The 18,008-nt window shown below is 64.1% G+C and carries 16 protein-coding genes; 11 read left to right on the forward strand and 5 right to left on the reverse strand.

Annotated features, from left to right (window positions below):
- Positions 1-73 precede the first annotated feature (73 nt).
- The 8 genes from AC1RKI_RS27650 to AC1RKI_RS27685 all read left to right on the forward strand — a co-directional run bounded on the left by AC1RKI_RS27650 (position 74) and on the right by AC1RKI_RS27685 (position 9,867).
- Positions 74-1,054 carry an HpcH/HpaI aldolase/citrate lyase family protein gene (locus AC1RKI_RS27650; RefSeq protein ID WP_061959459.1) on the forward strand — a complete coding sequence of 327 codons (981 nt, stop codon included), beginning with the start codon at positions 74-76 and terminating at the stop codon, positions 1,052-1,054.
- Positions 1,055-1,295: 241 nt separating this feature from the next.
- Positions 1,296-1,850: a hypothetical protein gene (locus AC1RKI_RS27655; RefSeq protein WP_227459162.1), complete on the forward strand. Its 555-nt coding sequence runs from the start codon at positions 1,296-1,298 to the stop codon at positions 1,848-1,850.
- A gap of 188 nt (positions 1,851-2,038) precedes the next feature.
- Positions 2,039-4,744 (forward strand): aconitate hydratase AcnA, encoded by a 2,706-nt coding sequence (acnA, locus tag AC1RKI_RS27660; protein WP_150982247.1) that lies wholly within the window; start codon positions 2,039-2,041, stop codon positions 4,742-4,744.
- Between the two features lie 211 nt (positions 4,745-4,955).
- On the forward strand, positions 4,956-5,090 hold the full coding sequence (locus AC1RKI_RS27665) for a hypothetical protein (RefSeq protein ID WP_263289616.1): 135 nt from the start codon (positions 4,956-4,958) through the stop codon (positions 5,088-5,090).
- A 97-nt stretch (positions 5,091-5,187) separates the two neighbouring features.
- Complete coding sequence (locus tag AC1RKI_RS27670) at positions 5,188-6,390, forward strand: DUF2863 family protein (RefSeq protein WP_061959462.1); 1,203 nt, start codon at positions 5,188-5,190, stop codon at positions 6,388-6,390.
- Between the two features lie 245 nt (positions 6,391-6,635).
- Entirely contained in the window at positions 6,636-8,222 is a 1,587-nt protein-coding gene (locus tag AC1RKI_RS27675; RefSeq protein ID WP_061959463.1) for an ABC transporter substrate-binding protein, read from the forward strand.
- Positions 8,223-8,367: 145 nt separating this feature from the next.
- Entirely contained in the window at positions 8,368-9,045 is a 678-nt protein-coding gene (locus AC1RKI_RS27680) for a DUF1120 domain-containing protein (RefSeq protein ID WP_150982245.1), read from the forward strand.
- Between the two features lie 144 nt (positions 9,046-9,189).
- Entirely contained in the window at positions 9,190-9,867 is a 678-nt protein-coding gene (locus AC1RKI_RS27685) for a DUF1120 domain-containing protein (protein WP_492794860.1), read from the forward strand.
- A gap of 31 nt (positions 9,868-9,898) precedes the next feature.
- Here the strand turns inward: AC1RKI_RS27685 and AC1RKI_RS27690 are convergent, their stop codons facing one another.
- Together AC1RKI_RS27690 and AC1RKI_RS27695 are read right to left on the reverse strand one after the other, a co-directional pair.
- Entirely contained in the window at positions 9,899-10,780 is an 882-nt protein-coding gene (locus AC1RKI_RS27690) for a class I SAM-dependent methyltransferase (protein ID WP_492794858.1), read from the reverse strand.
- Between the two features lie 29 nt (positions 10,781-10,809).
- Positions 10,810-11,571 carry a tetratricopeptide repeat protein gene (locus AC1RKI_RS27695; RefSeq protein WP_150982243.1) on the reverse strand — a complete coding sequence of 254 codons (762 nt, stop codon included), beginning with the start codon at positions 11,569-11,571 and terminating at the stop codon, positions 10,810-10,812.
- A 173-nt stretch (positions 11,572-11,744) separates the two neighbouring features.
- Here AC1RKI_RS27695 and AC1RKI_RS27700 point away from each other — a divergent pair, with 173 nt between their 5' ends.
- The 3 genes from AC1RKI_RS27700 to AC1RKI_RS27710 all read left to right on the forward strand — a co-directional run bounded on the left by AC1RKI_RS27700 (position 11,745) and on the right by AC1RKI_RS27710 (position 13,862).
- On the forward strand, positions 11,745-12,260 hold the full coding sequence (locus AC1RKI_RS27700; RefSeq protein WP_492794856.1) for a hypothetical protein: 516 nt from the start codon (positions 11,745-11,747) through the stop codon (positions 12,258-12,260).
- A 154-nt stretch (positions 12,261-12,414) separates the two neighbouring features.
- Positions 12,415-12,780 (forward strand): ArsR/SmtB family transcription factor, encoded by a 366-nt coding sequence (locus tag AC1RKI_RS27705; RefSeq protein ID WP_227459158.1) that lies wholly within the window; start codon positions 12,415-12,417, stop codon positions 12,778-12,780.
- Entirely contained in the window at positions 12,777-13,862 is a 1,086-nt protein-coding gene (locus AC1RKI_RS27710; RefSeq protein WP_492794854.1) for an SRPBCC domain-containing protein, read from the forward strand. Before AC1RKI_RS27705 ends, AC1RKI_RS27710 begins: the two co-directional genes overlap by 4 nt.
- Before the next feature lie 27 nt (positions 13,863-13,889).
- On the opposite strand, the gene AC1RKI_RS27715 is transcribed toward AC1RKI_RS27710, so the two are convergent.
- The 3 genes from AC1RKI_RS27715 to AC1RKI_RS27725 all read right to left on the reverse strand — a co-directional run bounded on the left by AC1RKI_RS27715 (position 13,890) and on the right by AC1RKI_RS27725 (position 17,989).
- Positions 13,890-14,384, reverse strand: a complete 495-nt coding sequence (locus tag AC1RKI_RS27715; RefSeq protein WP_492794852.1) for a DNA-deoxyinosine glycosylase — start codon at positions 14,382-14,384, stop codon at positions 13,890-13,892.
- Between the two features lie 59 nt (positions 14,385-14,443).
- Positions 14,444-16,345 carry a molecular chaperone HtpG gene (htpG, locus tag AC1RKI_RS27720; protein ID WP_061960161.1) on the reverse strand — a complete coding sequence of 634 codons (1,902 nt, stop codon included), beginning with the start codon at positions 16,343-16,345 and terminating at the stop codon, positions 14,444-14,446.
- A gap of 105 nt (positions 16,346-16,450) precedes the next feature.
- Complete coding sequence (locus AC1RKI_RS27725; protein ID WP_492794850.1) at positions 16,451-17,989, reverse strand: aminotransferase-like domain-containing protein; 1,539 nt, start codon at positions 17,987-17,989, stop codon at positions 16,451-16,453.
- Positions 17,990-18,008 lie beyond the last annotated feature (19 nt).

Here is an 18,008-nt window from a genome sequence, read left to right on the forward strand (position 1 = left end):
GGCGCGGACCCCGGTTTTTGTTTGGGCAACCGGAAATTCCTAGCCACCTCCTTCGCTTCATCGCTATATCAACGTGCATCCATCCGAGGTCTTGTTCCAGGGCGAAGCCATCCCGGTGCAACTGCCGGTCTGCGACCACTATGCGGGCAGCGAAAAGCTGATGCGCAAATCGCTGGCGCTGCAACGTTCGCTTGGCCCCATTTTCGACATCACGTTCGATTGCGAAGACGGCGCGGCCGTCGGACTCGAACGCGAGCACGCCCAACTGTGCGCGCAGCTGATCAACAGTGCCGACAATGCGTACAACCGCGTCGGCGTGCGCATCCACGATCCCAGCCACGCCAGCTGGCGCGAGGACATCGACATCCTGGTGGCAGCCGCCGGCGCCCGTCTCGCCTATGTGGTGATCCCCAAGGTGACCGACGTGGTGGAAGTGGCGCGCGTGACCGATCACGTCAATCAGGTTGCTCGCACCGCAGGCATCGCACGTCACATTCCGATCCATGTCCTGATCGAAACGCATGCCGCGCTCGAGCAGGCATTCGATATCGCCGCGCTGGTCCAGGTGGAATGCCTGAGCTTCGGGCTGATGGATTTTGTTTCGGCACACCACGGCGCGATTCCGGGCGAGGCGATGCGCTCGCCCGAGCAGTTCGAGCACCCGCTGATCCGGCGCGCCATGCTGGAGATCTCGGCCGCGTGCCACCGCCACGGCAAGGTGCCATCGCACAACGTCAGCACCGACATCGATACGCCGCAGCGCGCAGGCGACGACGCGCATCGAGCGCGCGCCGAATTCGGCTACCTGCGCAAATGGAGTATCCATCCGGGCCAGATCGAACCGATCGTGGCGGCGTTCCGGCCCAGCGACCGCGAGATCGGCGCCGCCAGTCAGATTCTTCTGGCCGCGCACGAAAACAGCTGGGCGCCGATCCGGCATGATGGACAACTGCACGACCGCGCCAGCTATCGGTACTACTGGTCGCTGCTGCAACGCGCCCACGCCACCGGCACCCCGCTTCCCCCGCCTGTCGCCGAGCTTTTCTTCGATTGACCCGCCTCCCCTGGCCGCCATGCATGCGCACACTGCTCATTTCTGACGCCAAGTGGCCGATGACGAACCGACTGCCGGCGATTGTGTAACCAATGGAAGTCAGACTTCGCCCAGTCAGACAAATCGTAGAGAATAGCGGCGGAAAGTTGCCGGGGCGTGCACGTAACATCCCAGCTTTACCCCCGACGGTTTCACTATAACGAGCCCCCTTGATCATTTAGCAATCCGGAAGGAATCCACAATGAAACAACTCGTGCTGGCGGCCTGCCTTGGCGCCCTGACCCTGACCACTGCCGGCGCCGCGCTGGCCCAGGAACCTGCCAAGAAGCCTGCCGCCACCAAGACCAAGAAAGCGCCCGCCAAGAAGTCCACCGCCGCAGCCGCCGCCGCGCCCGTGGAGCCGTCGGGCGAAAAGTGGCAATGCGAGCTGGGCAACGCCATCTGGATCAACGGCAACATGCTCCGTGACGAGGTTCTGACCGTGCACTGGCAAGGCAAGAACTACCGCCTGCCGCGCCAATCCACCGTCACGGGCGCCGACCGTTACTTCGACGCCGCGTCGGGCCTGGACCTGGTCGTGATCCCGTCCAAGGCCATGCTGTTCAACCGCAACCTGGGCCAGCGCCTGGCCGACGAATGCCAGAACGCCGACATGCAGGCCGGCGGCTCCGCGCCGACGCAGGCCGGTGCGCTGCGCGCGCCGGTGGCCACGCCGCTGCTGGTGGCGCCGTCGCAGCCGGCCGCCCAGCCGGCGGAAGGCCAGCAGCCCGGTGCACAACCCGCGCCGAAGCAGTAAAGTCGAAGTCTTGCCTTACCCGCGCGGCGCCTGACCGATGGCGCCGCGCGGCCTGAACCGAATGTTTGTCAACGGTGTGCGACCGGGCCGGTCGGCCGCGCCGCATGGTCAGCGGCGGAACCCTTTCGCGTACCGGGGTATCAAGAAGAAGAGCATCTCCCGCGTCATCCCTCGATTGGAGTCAGGCAATGCCCCACAACCTCAATAACACCCTCAAGGAATTCAAGCTCGCCACCGGCGGCTCCGGCCAGTACTATTCGCTGCCTCAACTGGGCAAGGCGCTTGGCGTGAAGATCGAGCGCCTGCCGGTGTCGATCCGGCTGGTACTGGAATCGGTGCTGCGCAACTGCGACGGCAAGAAGGTCACGGAAGAACACGTCAGGCAACTGGCCCACTGGAAGCCCGATGGCGACCGCGTGGATGAGATTCCTTTCGTGGTGGCGCGCGTGGTGCTGCAGGACTTCACCGGCGTACCGCTGCTGGCCGATCTGGCGGCGATGCGCAATGTGGCCGAGAAAATGGGCAAGAACCCCAAGCAGATCGAGCCGCTGGTGCCGGTCGACCTGGTGGTCGACCATTCCGTGCAGATCGACTATTTCCGCGAGAAGAACGCGCTGGATCTGAACATGAAACTGGAATTCCAGCGCAACAACGAGCGCTACCAGTTCATGAAGTGGGGCATGCAGGCATTCGACACCTTCGGCGTGGTGCAGCCGGGCTTCGGCATCGTCCACCAGGTGAATCTGGAATACCTGGCGCGCGGCGTGCACAAGAAGGACGGCGTCTACTATCCGGACACGCTGGTCGGCACCGATTCGCACACCACGATGATCAACGGCATCGGCGTGGTGGGCTGGGGTGTCGGCGGCATCGAGGCCGAAGCCGGCATGCTGGGCCAGCCGGTGTACTTCCTGACGCCCGACGTGGTCGGCGTGGAACTGAAGGGCCGCCTGCGCGAAGGCGTAACGGCCACCGACCTGGTGCTGACGATCACCGAAATGCTGCGCCGTGAGAAGGTGGTCGGCAAGTTCGTCGAATTCTTCGGCGAAGGCACCGCCAGCCTGACCACGCCGGACCGCGCCACCATCGGCAACATGGCCCCGGAATACGGCGCCACGATGGGCTTCTTCCCGGTCGACGAAAAGACTATCGAATACTTCCGCGGCACGGCACGCACGGACGAGGAAATCGCCGCATTTGAAGGCTACTTCCGCGCCCAGGGCCTGTTTGGCGTGCCGAAGGCCGGCGAGATCGACTACACCAAGACGCTGACGCTGGACCTGGGCACCGTGGCCCCGTCGCTGGCCGGCCCGAAGCGTCCACAAGACCGCATCGAGATCGGCCACGTAAAAAGCACGTTCGCGTCGCTGTTCAGCAAGCCGGTGGCCGAGAACGGCTTCAACAAGGACGCTGCGGACCTGGACAAGGAATACACCAACGCCGACGGCGTGAAGGTCAAGAATGGCGACGTGCTGATCGCGGCCATCACGTCGTGCACCAATACGTCGAATCCGAGCGTGCTGCTGGCGGCCGGCCTGCTGGCCAAGAAGGCCGTCGAAGCGGGCCTCAACGTGGCGCCGCATATCAAAACTTCGCTGGCGCCTGGCAGCCGGGTCGTCACCGAATACCTGACCGCCGCGGGCCTGCTGCCGTATCTGGAAAAGCTCGGCTTCGGCGTCACCGCCTACGGCTGCACCACCTGCATCGGCAACGCCGGCGATCTCACGCCCGCGCTGAACGAAGCGATCGTGCAGAACGACATCGTGGCCGCCGCCGTGTTGTCGGGCAACCGCAATTTCGAAGCCCGGATCCACCCGAATATCCGCGCCAATTTCCTGGCGTCGCCGCCGCTGGTGGTGGCCTACGCCATCGCCGGCACGATCACGCGCGACCTGATGACCGAGCCGGTCGGCAAGGGCAAGGACGGGCGCGACATCTGGCTCGGCGATATCTGGCCGACTTCCGAGGAAATCCACGCGCTGCTGAAGTTTGCGATGGACGCCAAGACCTTCAAGGGCAACTACGAGCAGGTGAAGAAGCCCAGCAAGCTGTGGGCCAATATCAAGGGCACCAAGGGACAGGTCTACGACTGGCCGAAATCGACCTACATTGCGGAGCCGCCGTTTTTCCAGGACTTCACGATGACGCCGAGCACCGAATCGGTGACCATCCGCGGCGCGCGTGCGTTGGGCGTGTTCGGCGATTCCGTGACGACCGACCATATTTCCCCGGCCGGCTCGATCAAGGACACCTCGCCGGCCGGCAAGTACCTGCTGGCGCATGGCGTGCTCAAGGCGGACTTCAACAGCTACGGCTCGCGTCGCGGCAATCATGAGGTGATGATGCGCGGCACCTTCGCCAACGTGCGCATCAAGAATCTGATGATTCCGCCAAAGGCCGACGGATCGCGCGTCGAAGGTGGGCTTACGTTGCACCAGCCGACCGGCGAGGAAATGTCGATCTACGACGCGGCGATGAAGTACGTCGCCGAAGGCACGCCCACCGTCGTGTTTGGCGGCGAGGAATACGGCACGGGCTCGTCGCGCGACTGGGCGGCCAAGGGTACGCAGTTGCTCGGCGTCAAGGCCGTGATCGCGCGCAGCTTCGAGCGGATCCACCGCTCCAATCTGGTGGGCATGGGCGTGCTGCCGCTGCAGTTCAAGGGCAGCGACAGCGCGCAGTCGCTGGGCATCATCGGCAACGAAACCTTCGACGTGGAAGGCATCGAAGGCGATCTGAAGCCGCAGCAGGACGTGGTGCTGGTGATCCATCGCGCCAATGGCGACACTCAACGCGTGCCGGTGCTGCTGCGCATCGACACACCGATCGAGGTGGACTACTACAACCACGGCGGCATCCTGCCGTTCGTGCTGCGCCAGCTGCTGGCCGCTTAAGCGTCCGCCAGGCCGGCGCGTGCCGGCCCGACTGGCTCACAGGCCGCCGCGCCCGGGTAACCGGGGCGGCGGTTTTTTCATGGGCGCGCGGCCGGATGGTCGGGCGGGCGCGGGTATTCCCCACCCCGGCGCGTAAGTTCCGCGCAAGCCTGCGCTGCCAGACTCGTCTCCACGCATCCAGCGCCAAACCAATACCTACTGGAGACATCACATGGCCAAGATTCTGATCGCATTCGTCGTCGTCGCGGGCGCCTGCCTTTACCTGTTGACCAAGGGCGGCGGCGAGGTGTCGATGGCCGGCGAATCCCACGGCACGGAAACGCACGCCCCAGCCGCACAAAAATAAACTCGCCAGACTCGTCGATTCGAGGGTTACGGTGGACTGCGGCTGTCAACGCAGCGAGTAGAATACCGTTTTACGAAAAAACGGACGTCCTCTACTTATGGCAGGTTTTCGCCCAAAGTCTTCTCCCCGACTCTCGCCAGACGCCGAGCGACTGGTGGCCGATGCGCTCGCTCTCGACGCATCCGGCAGCCGCATGGAGGATGGGTATTGGGAGCGCCGGTTGTCTCAACGGCTCCATCGCCTGCTGAAGAACGGCAGCCAGACCGCGCTCGATGCGGCGCTCGAACACCTGTTCAAGCACAATGCCGATGCATCCGACGTGCTGGCTGAACAGGCCGAGACGTTGGCCGAATCGGCCGCCATTGAGATCGACGGCGTGCAGCATGACGTACTGCTGATTGCCGCGCCGATCCTGGCCCATACCCGCTATGCCATCCCGTCCGGCGCGCTCAAGCCCGAGCTGGCGCAGTCGCTGGCGGTGCACCTGCAAGCGCATGTGCTGGCCACCGACACCAAGGTCGCGCTGTCGCCCTACCTGTACAGCATCGACCAACTGCCGCGCAGCCACAGCGACACCTTTGCGCTGACGCACAAACTGGCGTCGGCCGCGCTGGCCGGCACGGTGCCCAAGGTAGACCTGCGCGATCTGCCCGAAACGGCGCCGATCCTGGCCGATCCACGCTATCTGCTGGCCGTCGTGGTGGCGCCGCATGAAGGCGCGCTGTTCCGCTGGCAGGAAGACGCCAAGGAACACCACGCCGAGCGATCGACCTGCCTCGAACAATGGCGCAACCAGGTGCAGCCGACCGTTGCGGTGCTGTTGCCCGGCTGCGAGTTCGAACTGCTGCTGCCGGACGCCTTCTTCCTGTCGTGCCGCGAATCGGACAAGAGCATCCGTCCGCTGACCGTGCGCGCGGCCGTCAACTACCTGTGCGGCACGCTCGATGTACCAGCGGGCCAGCTGGCCGCCGTGGTGGCTGGCTTTGGCGAGGAAGTGGTTGAGGAATACCGCGTGGGATTTACCATGCGCGGCGAAAAGGAAGTGATCTACGGCATCGTCTGGCCCGTGTACGGCCGCGAATCCGGTGAGATCGACGCCGAAGAGAAAGGCAATCCCGTGGAACAGATCTGCGAGGAACTGCGCAACGCCGGCGTGGAGGATATCTTCCGCCACGCCGCACTGTTCGATCCGGAATACTGCGAGGATTGCGGCACGCCGCTGTACGCGGACCGCTCAGGTGAAATCGTGCATGCCGAGCTGCCCGAGGACGCGCCGACGCAGCAGCCGCTGTTCCACTGAAGCGCCGCGCCAGACAGAAAACCCGCCACAGCCCGGCGGGTTTTTTTATGCCCGCCGCCGCCCCCGCATCGGGCAACGGTCGGAGGGGCAGATCGACGGACACTTCCGTAGCGCAACGCGCCATTGCGCGGCGGCCCCTGACCTGTCAGAGCCTTCAAAGGTATCGGGCATTCAAGTACATTTGACGGCACAATAGCGCGCATATTGCGTACCACCGCGACCCACACCGTACGAGGAGCCCGCTTATGATCCGCCGCACGCTGCTGCAAGCCACCCTATCCATTACGCTGGGCGCCGCCGCGCTGATGCTGTTGCCGGCGCAGGCCGCGCATGCCGAAGACTTGCGCATCGGTCTGGCGGCCGACGTGACCTCGATGGATCCGCACTGGAACAACGCGGGTCCCAATAACGCCATCGCGCTCCACATCTTCGAGTCGCTGGTGTTCATGGACAAGAACGCGCGCTACATCCCCGGCCTGGCGTTGTCGTGGAAGCCCGTCAACGCGATCACCTGGGAAATCAAGCTGCGTCCCAATGTGAAATGGCACGACGGCTCGCCGTTCACCAGCGAGGATGTCAAGGCATCGCTGGAACGCCCGGAGAAACTCACCAACGCGCCGGGATCGTTCACCAGCTATACCAAACCCATCGCCCGCATCGATACCCCCGACGCGCTGACGGTACGTCTGACGATGAACGTGCCAAATTACGCCAATCTGGCCAATGATCTGAATAGCGTGCCGATCATGCCGAAGAAGATCGCCGCGGACCTCAACCAGGCTGACTTCGATTCCGGCAAGGCGATGATCGGCACCGGGCCGTACAAGTTTGTGCGCTTTGCGCGCGGCCAGGAAATTGTGATGACGCGCAATCCCGACTACTGGGGACCCAAGCCAGAATTCGACCGCGCAGTATTTCGCATTCTTACCGACAACGGCGCGCGGACCGCCGCACTGTTGGCCGGCGATGTCGACGTGATCGAAAGCGTGCCGGCCGCCGACGTCGCCAAGCTCAAGCAAAACAACAAATTCAAGATCGAGCAGACCGTGTCGTGGCGCACCATTTTCTGGCAGATGGATCAGTGGCGTGACAATTCGCCGTTCATCACGGACAAGGCCGGCAAGCCGCTCGGCAAGAATCCGTTCAAGGATGCACGCGTACGGGCGGCGATCAGTAAGGCGCTGAATCGCGATGCGATCGTCAAACGCATCATGGAAGGCTTGGCGGTACCGGCATCGTCGATCGTGTCGCCGCAGATTTTCGGTCATCCGGGCACCAAGCCGGAAGCATTCGACGCGGAAGGCGCGAAGAAGCTGCTGGCCGCGGCTGGCTATCCCGACGGCTTCGGCCTGACGCTGCACGCCACCAACAATCGCTATCTGAATGATGCACAGGTCGCGCAAGCCACGGCCGGCTTGCTGACGCGCATCGGCATCCAGACCAAGGTGGAAACGCTGCCCGTCGCCAGCTACTTCACGCGCGCGCGTCAGGGCGAGTTCTCGTTCCAGATGCTGGGCTGGGGTTCGGCCGCAGCAGACGTTGCACTACGCTCGATCACCGGCACGCCAGACCCGAAGACCGGCTACGGCACATGGAACTGGGGGAAGTACAGCAATCCCAAGCTTGACCAGTTGATCGAGAAATCGCTGACCACGGTGTCGAGCGAAAAGGACCGCGAAGCCAACGCGCGCGCCGCCGCCAGGTTTGCGCTGGAAGATCACGCGATCATTCCGTCGCACAGCCAGTTGGCGATGTGGGCGATGCGGCGTGGGCTGCGCTATGAGGCGCGCACGGACGAATGGTCGCTCGCGCAGTTCTTCCACAAGGAATGAGGGACGGGGCGGCAATCGGAGGAAATTGAGCGCACCTTGCGCGACGCATGGGTAACTTCGGCAATTGGCCGTACAGCGATGTCGTGGCGACCAACCTGTGATTAATCTTCAGGAGCTTTCAACAACTCCTCAAAGGTTGTCACAAATGAAATCTGCATTCCGAATTGCCGCTCTTTCATCGCTGCTGGGCCTTGCCTCGCTTGGGGCTCATGCCGCGGAGACCGCAGACCTTACCGTCAAGGGGGTCATCCGTCCGTCCGCGTGTTCGATAACACTGTCCAACGACGGCAAGATCGACTTCGGCACCATTGCTGCCAGTTCGCTCAACGAGACAGGCGGCACAAACCTAGGCGAAAAGACCGGCACCGCCACCATTACCTGCGAGGCGCCCACGCTGATTGGGCTAATGGCCACGGATAATCGCGCGGGCACGGTCAATCCCAATGCCAATCCCATTTCTTTGGATAGCAGTTGGTCTGACACATTCTTTGGGGTAGGAAGCGTCGATGGCAAGAACGTCGGGGCCTATACGCTTGATCTGGTGCCGCCTACTGCGGATGGCGCCACGATCTCCCCATCCAGGTCGTCAGACCAAGGCGCCACGTGGGCCGAAGTAACGGCCTACGGTGGCAACTCTCTGGTCAGCCCACAGAGCACGCTAATCAGTTGGTCACCCAGCGGCCAAGCTACGCCAGAAGCCTATACCGTCATTTCGCAGCCGTTCAAGATCGGACTTGGCGTGGCCCCAAAATCCGAACTTCCCGACCTGACCACGGACATCCCCATCGACGGGCTGGCCACATTTACACTGGTCTATCTGTGATGTAAATCGCGATTTCGAGGCGCGCCAGCGCCCCGGATTCGCGATTGCCCGGAAGGCTTCTGCCATTCAAGAACCGGCCATGTTTCCATGCCGGTGCAGTGACTAACCTTCCGGAGACTCAACGCAAATAAGTAGGTAGTCAAAATGAAATCAACTCTTCGCATCGTCGCCCTCTCAACGCTGCTCGGCCTCGCCTCGCTTGGGGCTCACGCCGCCGAAACCGCAGACCTTACCGTCAAGGGCGTTATCCGCCCATCCGCCTGTTCGATAACACTGTCCGACGACGGCCAAATCGATTTCGGCAACATTCGCGCCAGTTCGCTCAATGCGACAGGCGGCACAGATATTGGCGAGAAAACCGGCACCGCCACCATTACCTGCGAGGCGCCAACACGGGTCGGGTTGACAGCGACCGATGATCGCGCCGGCACGGCCAATCCCGATGCCAATCCTATTCTTCTGGGTCGCGGTTGGTCTGGCAATTTCTTTGGCGTAGGGAGCGTCGATGGCAAGAAAGTCGGCGCCTATGTGCTCTACCTGACCGAGCCTACCGCGGACGGCGCCTCGGTCTCCCCCTCCAAGTCGCTTGACCAAGGGGCCACGTGGGCAGACGAATCGCGCTACGGAACCGATTCACTGATCACCCCACAGAGCATGCTCGTCAGTTGGTCACCGATTAGCCAGGCTGCGCCAGAGGCCTACACCACCATTTCGCAGCCCTTCAAGATCGGACTTGGTGTGGCTCCCAGATCCGAACTTCCCGACCTGACCACGGACATCCCGATCGACGGATTGGCCACCTTCACGCTGGTCTATCTGTGACGTGACGCCACGCCCCTCCGGGGCGGAAGCGTCAGATCACCAGCCGCTCTTCCTGCCGTGCATTTGCCGCGCGCAGCATCTTCACCCAGCCCCTGGCGGGCAGCTTGGTCGATAGTTCGATCACATCTGCCCGCGCCTGCAGCGCTTCCCACGACACGTCGATGGCCGGCCCGTTAAAGGCCAGCGCGATGATATTGCCGTCGTGCACCTCGGGAAAGACCAGCACCCGATTGTCGAAGGCATCGCAAATGCGCTCGATGTTTTTCGGGAAGCTGTCGTGGTCGCCAAACAGGTTGATCGTCATGACGCCCGGCGATTTCAGCACGCGGCGGCAGGCACGATAGAACGCCGTCGTATCGAGCACCGGGCCCCGCGCGGTGGCGTCGTACAGATCCACCTGCAAGGCGTCGATCGATTCCGTGCTGGCGGCGTCCATCACGTAGTCCCACGCATCCTGCTCGCGCACCGTCAGGCGCGCATCGTCCTCGCGCAAGCCGAACATGCTGCGGCCCGCCACGATCACAGCCGGATTCAGTTCCACCGCGGTGACCTTTGCCTTCGCAAAATGGCGATAGCAGAATTTGGTCAACGCCGCGGCGCCCAGCCCCAACTGCGCGACGTGGAAACCGGCCTGCGCGGGCGACAGGAACAGCAGCCACGCCATCATCTGCTGTGCGTATTCGAGTTCGATGGACTCGGGCTTGCGCAGCCGCATCGCACCCTGCACCCATTCGGTACCGAAATGCAGATAACGCACGCCATCCATTTCGGAAAATGTCACCGGCGCGAAACGCGGCGTCATGCGCTTTTCTTCGGCGTTCTTGGAGATATTCTTACGCGAGGATTCACGGTCACCACGCGCGGGACGGCGCGAAGCCACGGCCTCGATCGATTTGCGTTTCAGAAGCGTCATAGATGAAAGAAGTGCGCCAAGGGCGCGAATCATTGGCCCAACGCGGCTTGCGCGCGCTGCAGCCATTCAAGATTGTGTTCGCGTGCGTGGCGCGGCCAATGGCGCGCATCATGCACGATCTCGGTATAAAGCGCCGTGGCGCGCTCGCGATCGGCAGCGTCGGGCTGGCGGCTCAGCCAGTCGGCAAACAGACACCGCGCCGCGGCATCGCTGGCGCAGGTCAGCGCGCGCTCAAACGCTTCACGCGTGCCCGGCGCGCCGAGGGCGGACAGCGCGCGAGCATACAGTAACGACGGCTCGGCCTGATTGCGCGCTAGCGGATGGGCCGCAAACAGGCGCTCCAGCGTGGCTTGAGCATCGGCATGGCGGCCGGTGACCACCTGCGCGCGCGCCAGCCCTTCCAGCAGCGCCGGGTCCGAGGCAAAGGGGCCGTTGGCCGCTGCCTGATAGTGCTCCAGCGCCTCGGCCGCGTTGCCGGCATCGAGCAACGCCGCGCCCAGGCGCATGCGGTGATCCACGGTAGGCGCCCGGTCAAAGGCCTCGCGCGCGTCGCGCACGGCGCGATGCGGGTCGACAATCTGCTGAATGGCCCGCGACGCCGCACGCGCACCGCGCGACTGGCGCAAGCCCGGCAAGTAGACCGCAAAGAAATAAACGATGCTGCCGAGGCCGGGAAACACGAACAGCAGCAGCAGCCAGTACATGTTCTGGTGCGTGCGCACTGCATGCACGGCGAAAAAGATCGCCACGATCACGTGCAGGCCAATGCCGCCGATACCAAGAGAAGACATAGCAGAACGATCCGATTGAATGGACGGGATGCAGGACGACGCCAACAACCTTTGGCAGCGCCGGCCTGGCCGCGATTGTGACAGAAGCCGGTAAGACCCCGGCTACAGCACTAAAGTTTTTGCGCGGCCGGCCGAAGAAGGGGGTGGGCTCTTTCTTCGAGTGGACTAACAACATGACATCCATCAGCAGCGTGACGCCGCAGGTGACCGTAGCCAGTGACGCAGCAATCACCAGCACGCGCCGTTTCAGCGCAACCACGGACGCCGCGCAGGCCGCCGACGCTCCCGCCACCGGCGTAAACGCATCGTCGACCTCTTCCGACTCGTCCACCGCGTCGGCCGACGCAAGTGGCCGCATTGCCGCGCCGGCCGGTGCGGGCAAGGCCGGCGGCGCCGGCGGCACGGGCGCGGCCGATAGCAGCAGCGATGACAGCGAATCGGCCGTCATCAAGGCGCTGAAGCAGCAGATCGAGACGCTGCAGAAGCAACTGGCCGTGCAAATGCAGCAGTTGCAGGCCGCACAGAGCGCCAAGACCGACGAGCAGACCAAGGCCGCCCGAGTCGCCACCGCGCAGGCCGCCGTCTCCACCACCCAGGCGGCCCTGTCCGACGCGATGGTCAAACTGTCCGAAGCGTATCAGCAGGAAACCGGCTCCAGCACCGGCAACATGGTCAACACCACGGCCTGACGATTCGGCGTTTCTCCCCCTCGGGACCGGCCGTTTTGGTCGGTCCCTGCCCCCGGCGCAATCCGCCCTCCGCGCCCGCACCCCGTCCGATTTCCCTCCGATCCAAGTTGTAACAGCGCTTGCGTGTCATTTAACCATTGCGTTAAATGACGGCATGCCCATCGACGACGACTCACTATCGCCAATCTTCGCCGCCCTGGCGGACCCGACGCGCCGCGCGATTCTTGCGCGCCTGACGCAGGGCGAAGCGCCGGTCAGCGAACTGGCGCGGCCCTTCGACATGTCAGCGCCGGCCATTTCGCGCCACTTGCGGGTGCTGGCCGATGCCGGACTGATCGAGCGTGAAGTGAACGCCCGCTGGCGCATCTGCCATCTGCGTCCCGGCCCGCTGCGCGATGCGTACAGCTGGCTGGAAACCTACCGGCGGTACTGGGAGGACAACCTCGACAGGCTCGTTGCCTTTGTCGAGCAGGCGCAATCCGACACCGATGTCACATCGAAGCAGGGGAACAAGTCATGAGCGAAGCCGCGACCTTTCATCTGGAAATGACCCGTCAGATCCGCGCCCCGCGCGATCGCGTGTTCGATGCCTTCACCGATCAGGCCGCGCTGGCCACCTGGCATTGCCCACGCGGCATGAGCGTGCTGGAAGCCCGCGCCGACGCGCGGGTGGGCGGGACCTACCGACTGGTGATCGGCGCGCGGGATGGCGAAAAGCACATCGTCAATGGCGAATACCAGACGCTCGACCGCGCCAATTTCCTGGCCTACACGTGGGAATGGGAAGGCGGCGCGGAGTTGCCGCCCGGCATGCGCACGCTGATCGAAGTGACCCTGACCGACAAGGACGGCGGCACCCACATGCACATGCGTCACAGCGGCTTCCCCGACGCGGCGATGCGCGACTCGCATGTCAGCGGCTGGCAGTCGGTGTTCAACAACCTTGTCGATTATCTGGACTCGGAAGGCAGCGCCGCCACGTTGACGGTCTACGGCGATGCGCGCAGCACCTATGTGCGCACCTTACGGCTGGCGCTGGAGGAAAAAGGGCTGCGCTACACGCTGGATCCGCTAACGCCGCGCGACGACGCCCTGCTCGCCCACAACCCGTTCGGCCGCATACCGGCCTTCGCCGATGGTCCGATCGAGTTCTACGAAACGCGGGCAATCCTGAGCTATATCAACGAGGTCTTCGGCGGCACCAACCTGATTCCGCAGACCGGCCCCACCGCCCGCGCACGCTGCGAGCAATGGATCAGCCTGATCAACTGCCACGCCTACGACACCATGGTGCGGCGCTACGTGCTGCAGTATGTGTTCCCGAAGGGTGAAAACGGCCAGCCCGACCGCCAAACCATCGACGCCGCCGTGCCAGAAATGGCCAAACAGCTAGACGTACTGGAGCAGGCGTACGGTGGCAGGGATTTCCTGGTGGGCAATGCGTTGTCGATGGCCGACCTGTTCTTCGCGCCGATTGTCGAGTATCTGGGGATGTTCCCGGAAAGCCAGGCCTTGCTGGAGACGCGGCCCAATATCCGGCGCGGCCACGCGGTCATGCGCGCACGGCCCAGCTACGCCGCCACGCAGCCGAAGGCCGGTTGAACCTGCGACGGGCAGGTCGGCGCGCGCTCAGGCCAGCCACTCGCACAGTGCCTGCCATGCCACCAGCTTGTCCGCATACGCGAGCGTGTAGGCGGGACTGCTCGATGGCAGCTTCAGGATCGCATGCTGGTCGCCATGGTCGCCCAGCGCGCGCTCACCAATCTTCGCCGCCGTCCCGCCATTGAACGCGATGGCTCTCAGCTTGGGCAGCGTGGCGATAAGCCCAACCAGATCGTTGCCCTGGTGGTCGCGGATATTGCTGTCCAGGCTGCCATCGCGGCGCGCTTCGGCGACCACATCCCAAAGCCCCACGCGATGCCTGCGCAGCGCCGCCAGGCGCGCGTCGTAGGCGAGCCCGACCAAATCCACGCCGAGCACGTCGCCCATCAGATGCCAGAAACGGTTCTGCTTGTGCGCGTAATACTGCGAGTGCGCCAGCGAGACTTCTCCGGGCAAGCTACCCAGCACGAGCACGCGGGTGTGGCGGTCCACCACCGGGGGAAAGCAGCGTTTCGTGGACATCGGTGATTCCCAAAAAGCCACGAGGCGCCCGCAGGCGCCTCGTGGTGGCGTCACGGTCGTCAGGCAAGCAGACGATTCACGCGCTGCACATAAGCCGCCGGATCATCAAGCATGCCGCCTTCGGCCAGCAGCGCCTGATCGAACAGCACGCGCACGCGGTCGCCGAACGCCGCGTCGTCCGACACATCGCGCAGTTTCCTGACCAGCGCATGCTCCGGGTTCAGCTCCAGGATCGGCTGGGCATCGGGGCTTTTCTGGCCGGCCTGCTTGAGCAGCCGCTGCAGGTAGCCGCTCATGTCGCCTTCGTCGGACACCAGGCACGAGGCCGATTCGGTCAGTCGCAGCGTCACGCGCACATCCTTGGCCTTGCCTTCCAGCACCGACTTGGCGCGCTCGACCACATCCTTCCATTCGGTGCTGGCCTTTTCCTGCTCGGCCTTTTCGGCCTCGTCGGCCAGTGCGCCGAGGTCCAGATCGCCGCGCGCCACCGACACCAGTTCCTTGCCGTCGAATTCGCGCAGGTACGACAGCATCCATTCGTCGACGCGATCAGTCAGCAGCACCACCTCGATGCCCTTCTTGCGGAACACTTCCAGGTGCGGGCTCGACTTGGCCGCCGCCCAGGTGTCCGCCGTGACGTAGTAGATCTTGTCCTGGCCTTCCTTCATGCGCGCCACGTAGTCGGCCAGCGACACCGACTGCTCGGCCGTGTCGTGGTGCGTGGTGGCAAAGCGCAGCAGCTTGGCAATCCGCTCGGCGTTGGCGTGATCTTCGCCCATGCCTTCCTTGAGCACCTGGCCGAACTGTTCCCAGAACGTCTTGTACTTGGCGCGATCGGCGTCGTCCTCGCTATCGGCCAGCGTCTCGAGCATCGACAGCACGCGCTTGGTACAGCCTTCGCGGATGGCCCTCACGTCGCGGCTTTCCTGCAACAGTTCGCGCGACACGTTCAGCGGCAGGTCGGCGGAATCGACCACGCCCTTGACCCAGCGCAGGTAGGCCGGCAGCAGTTGCTCGGCGTCGTCCATGATGAACACGCGCTTCACATAGAGCTTCAGCCCGGCCTTGTGATTGCGGTCCCACAGGTCGAACGGCGCATGCGCGGGGATGTAGAGCAGTTGCGTATATTCGCTGCGACCTTCCACGCGGTTGTGGGTCCACGCCAGCGGCGCGTCGTGATCGTGCGCGATGTGCTGGTAGAACGCCTGGTATTGCTCGTCGGTGATATCGGACTTGTTACGTGTCCACAGCGCGCTCGCCTGGTTCACGCTCTCCCACTCGCCGGTCTGCTTCTGCTTCTGGGCTTCGGCATCCCATTCCTCCTTGGGCATGCGGATTGGCAGCGAGATGTGGTCCGAATACTTGCGGATGATGTGCTGCAGGCGATACGACGACAGGAAATCGTCCTCGCCCTCGCGCAGATGCAGCGTGATCGTGGTGCCACGCTCGGCGCGCTCGATCGTGTCGACGGTGAATTCGCCGTCGCCGGTGCTTTCCCAGCGCACGGCCTCGTTGGCCGCCAGACCCGCGCGGCGCGTTTCCACGGTGACGCGGTCGGCCACGATGAAGGCCGAGTAGAAGCCCACGCCAAACTGGCCAATCAGCGCGGCGTCTTTCTGCTGGTCGCCCGACAGTTGCTGGAAGAATTCCTTGGTGCCCGAGCGCGCGATGGTGCCGAGATTGCGGATCGCTTCGTCGCGGCTCATGCCGATGCCGTTGTCGGTGATCTTCAGCGTGCGCGCGGCGGCATCGGGCTCGATGCGGATCGCCAGGTCGGCATCGTTTTCGAGCAGGGCAGGATTCGCAATCGCCTCGAAGCGCAGCTTGTCGGTGGCGTCCGAAGCGTTGGATACCAGCTCGCGCAGGAAGATTTCCTTGTTGCTGTACAGCGAGTGGATCATCAGGTGCAGCAACTGCTTCACTTCCGCCTGGAAGCTCATCGTCTCGTGCGGTACGGTCATGGTTCTCTCTCTTGAAACGGATCTATGGATCGATGCGCAACAGTGCCCGGCGCGCGTCCGGCGCCGCAGCGATGGCGCTAGAAATCGGGTCGACCCGGGAGCTTTTCAAGCCCCCGCGTCGCCGGGACTGGCGGGCGCGCCGGACAGGCGGTCCATCTGTTCGGCCAGAAAGCGCAGCATGCCCGGATCGGCGCTGCTGGCCACATTGAAGCGCGTCCAGGTGGACGGCATCTGCGACGGCGAAAACAGGCTGCCCGGCGCAAACAGATAGCCCTCCTCATGGCCGGCGGTGGCGATGACGTTGGTGTCCACGCCGGTATCGACCCACAGATACATCCCCGCCAACTGGCCGGGAAAGATCCGCACGCCCAGCCGTTCCAGCCGCTCGCGCGTCTCGTCGCGGGCGCGGTCCAGGCGCACGCGCACGCGCTCGGTGTGCTTGCGATAGTGGCCTTCGGTCAGCACCTTGTAGACCACGCGCTCGTTGATTTCGGGCGTGGCCATGCCGGTGACCAGCTTGCTGTCGGTCAGCGTGACGGCCAGTTCGGGGCTGGCGGCGATAAAGCCGACGCGCAGATTGGCGGCCAGCGTCTTCGAAAAGCTGCCCAGGTAGATCACGCGCCTGAGCTGGTCCAGGCTGGCCAGGCGCGTGGCGGCGTGCGCCGGCGGGCACAGATCGCAGTAGATATCGTCCTCGATGATCGTGAATCCGTACTGCTCGGCCAGTTGCAACAGCCGGAACGCGCGCGCAGCCGACAGCGACGTGCCGGTCGGATTGTGCAGCACGGAATTGACCACCAGCAGCTTCGGGCGATGCGCCTGCGCGATACGCTCCAGCGCCTCCAGATCGGGGCCGTCCGCCGTGTAGGGCACGCCGATCACGTTGGCGCCCTGGGTGGCAAAGCGCGCGAACATCACGAACCACGCCGGATCGCCCACCACCACGGTGTCGCCGGGATGCAGAAACTCCCGGGCGATCAGGTCGAAGGCCTGGGTGATGCCCGACGTCATGACGATCTGCTCCGGCGTCACGCCGATTTCCAGTTCCTCCAGGCGCGTGCGCAACTGCTGGCGCAGCGGCAGGAACCCCATCGGCGTGCCGCTGGACAGGAAATGTCCGCCGGGCTGCCGCCCCAGGCCGCGCATCGCGGACGACAACAGCTCGCCGTCGAGCCAGTCGTTGGGCAGAAATCCCCAACCTGGCGCCTTGTGGCTTTCGGCGGAATGGAACATGCTGCGCAGCAGCCATGTGACGTCGACATTGCGCATGGACGGCGACGCGGGCGGCGTCACCACCGCAGGATGCGGCACGCGATCCCGCACGAAGAAGCCCGAGCCGCGCCGCGATTCCAGATAGCCCAGCGCCACCAGCCGCTCGTAGGCTTCCACCACGGTAAAGCGCGAGATGCCCTTTTCGGCGGCCAGCTGACGGATCGACGGCATGCGCATGCCGGCGCGAAACACCCGCTCATCGATCCGCAGGCGCGCCCATTCGGTCAACTGCTCGACCAGAGTCATCTGCGCCGACGGAATCGGGTCGGGCAGATGCGGATGGCCCGCTGCCGGCAATACCAGCCGAAGCGGCCTGGTACCGCCGGCCGCGCCTTCCTTGGCGTCTCGATTATTCTTCTGGCTGCCTTCCATGTGGCGCTCCCGCAACTGT

Source organism: Cupriavidus sp. GW822-FHT06G04, assembly GCF_058799075.1.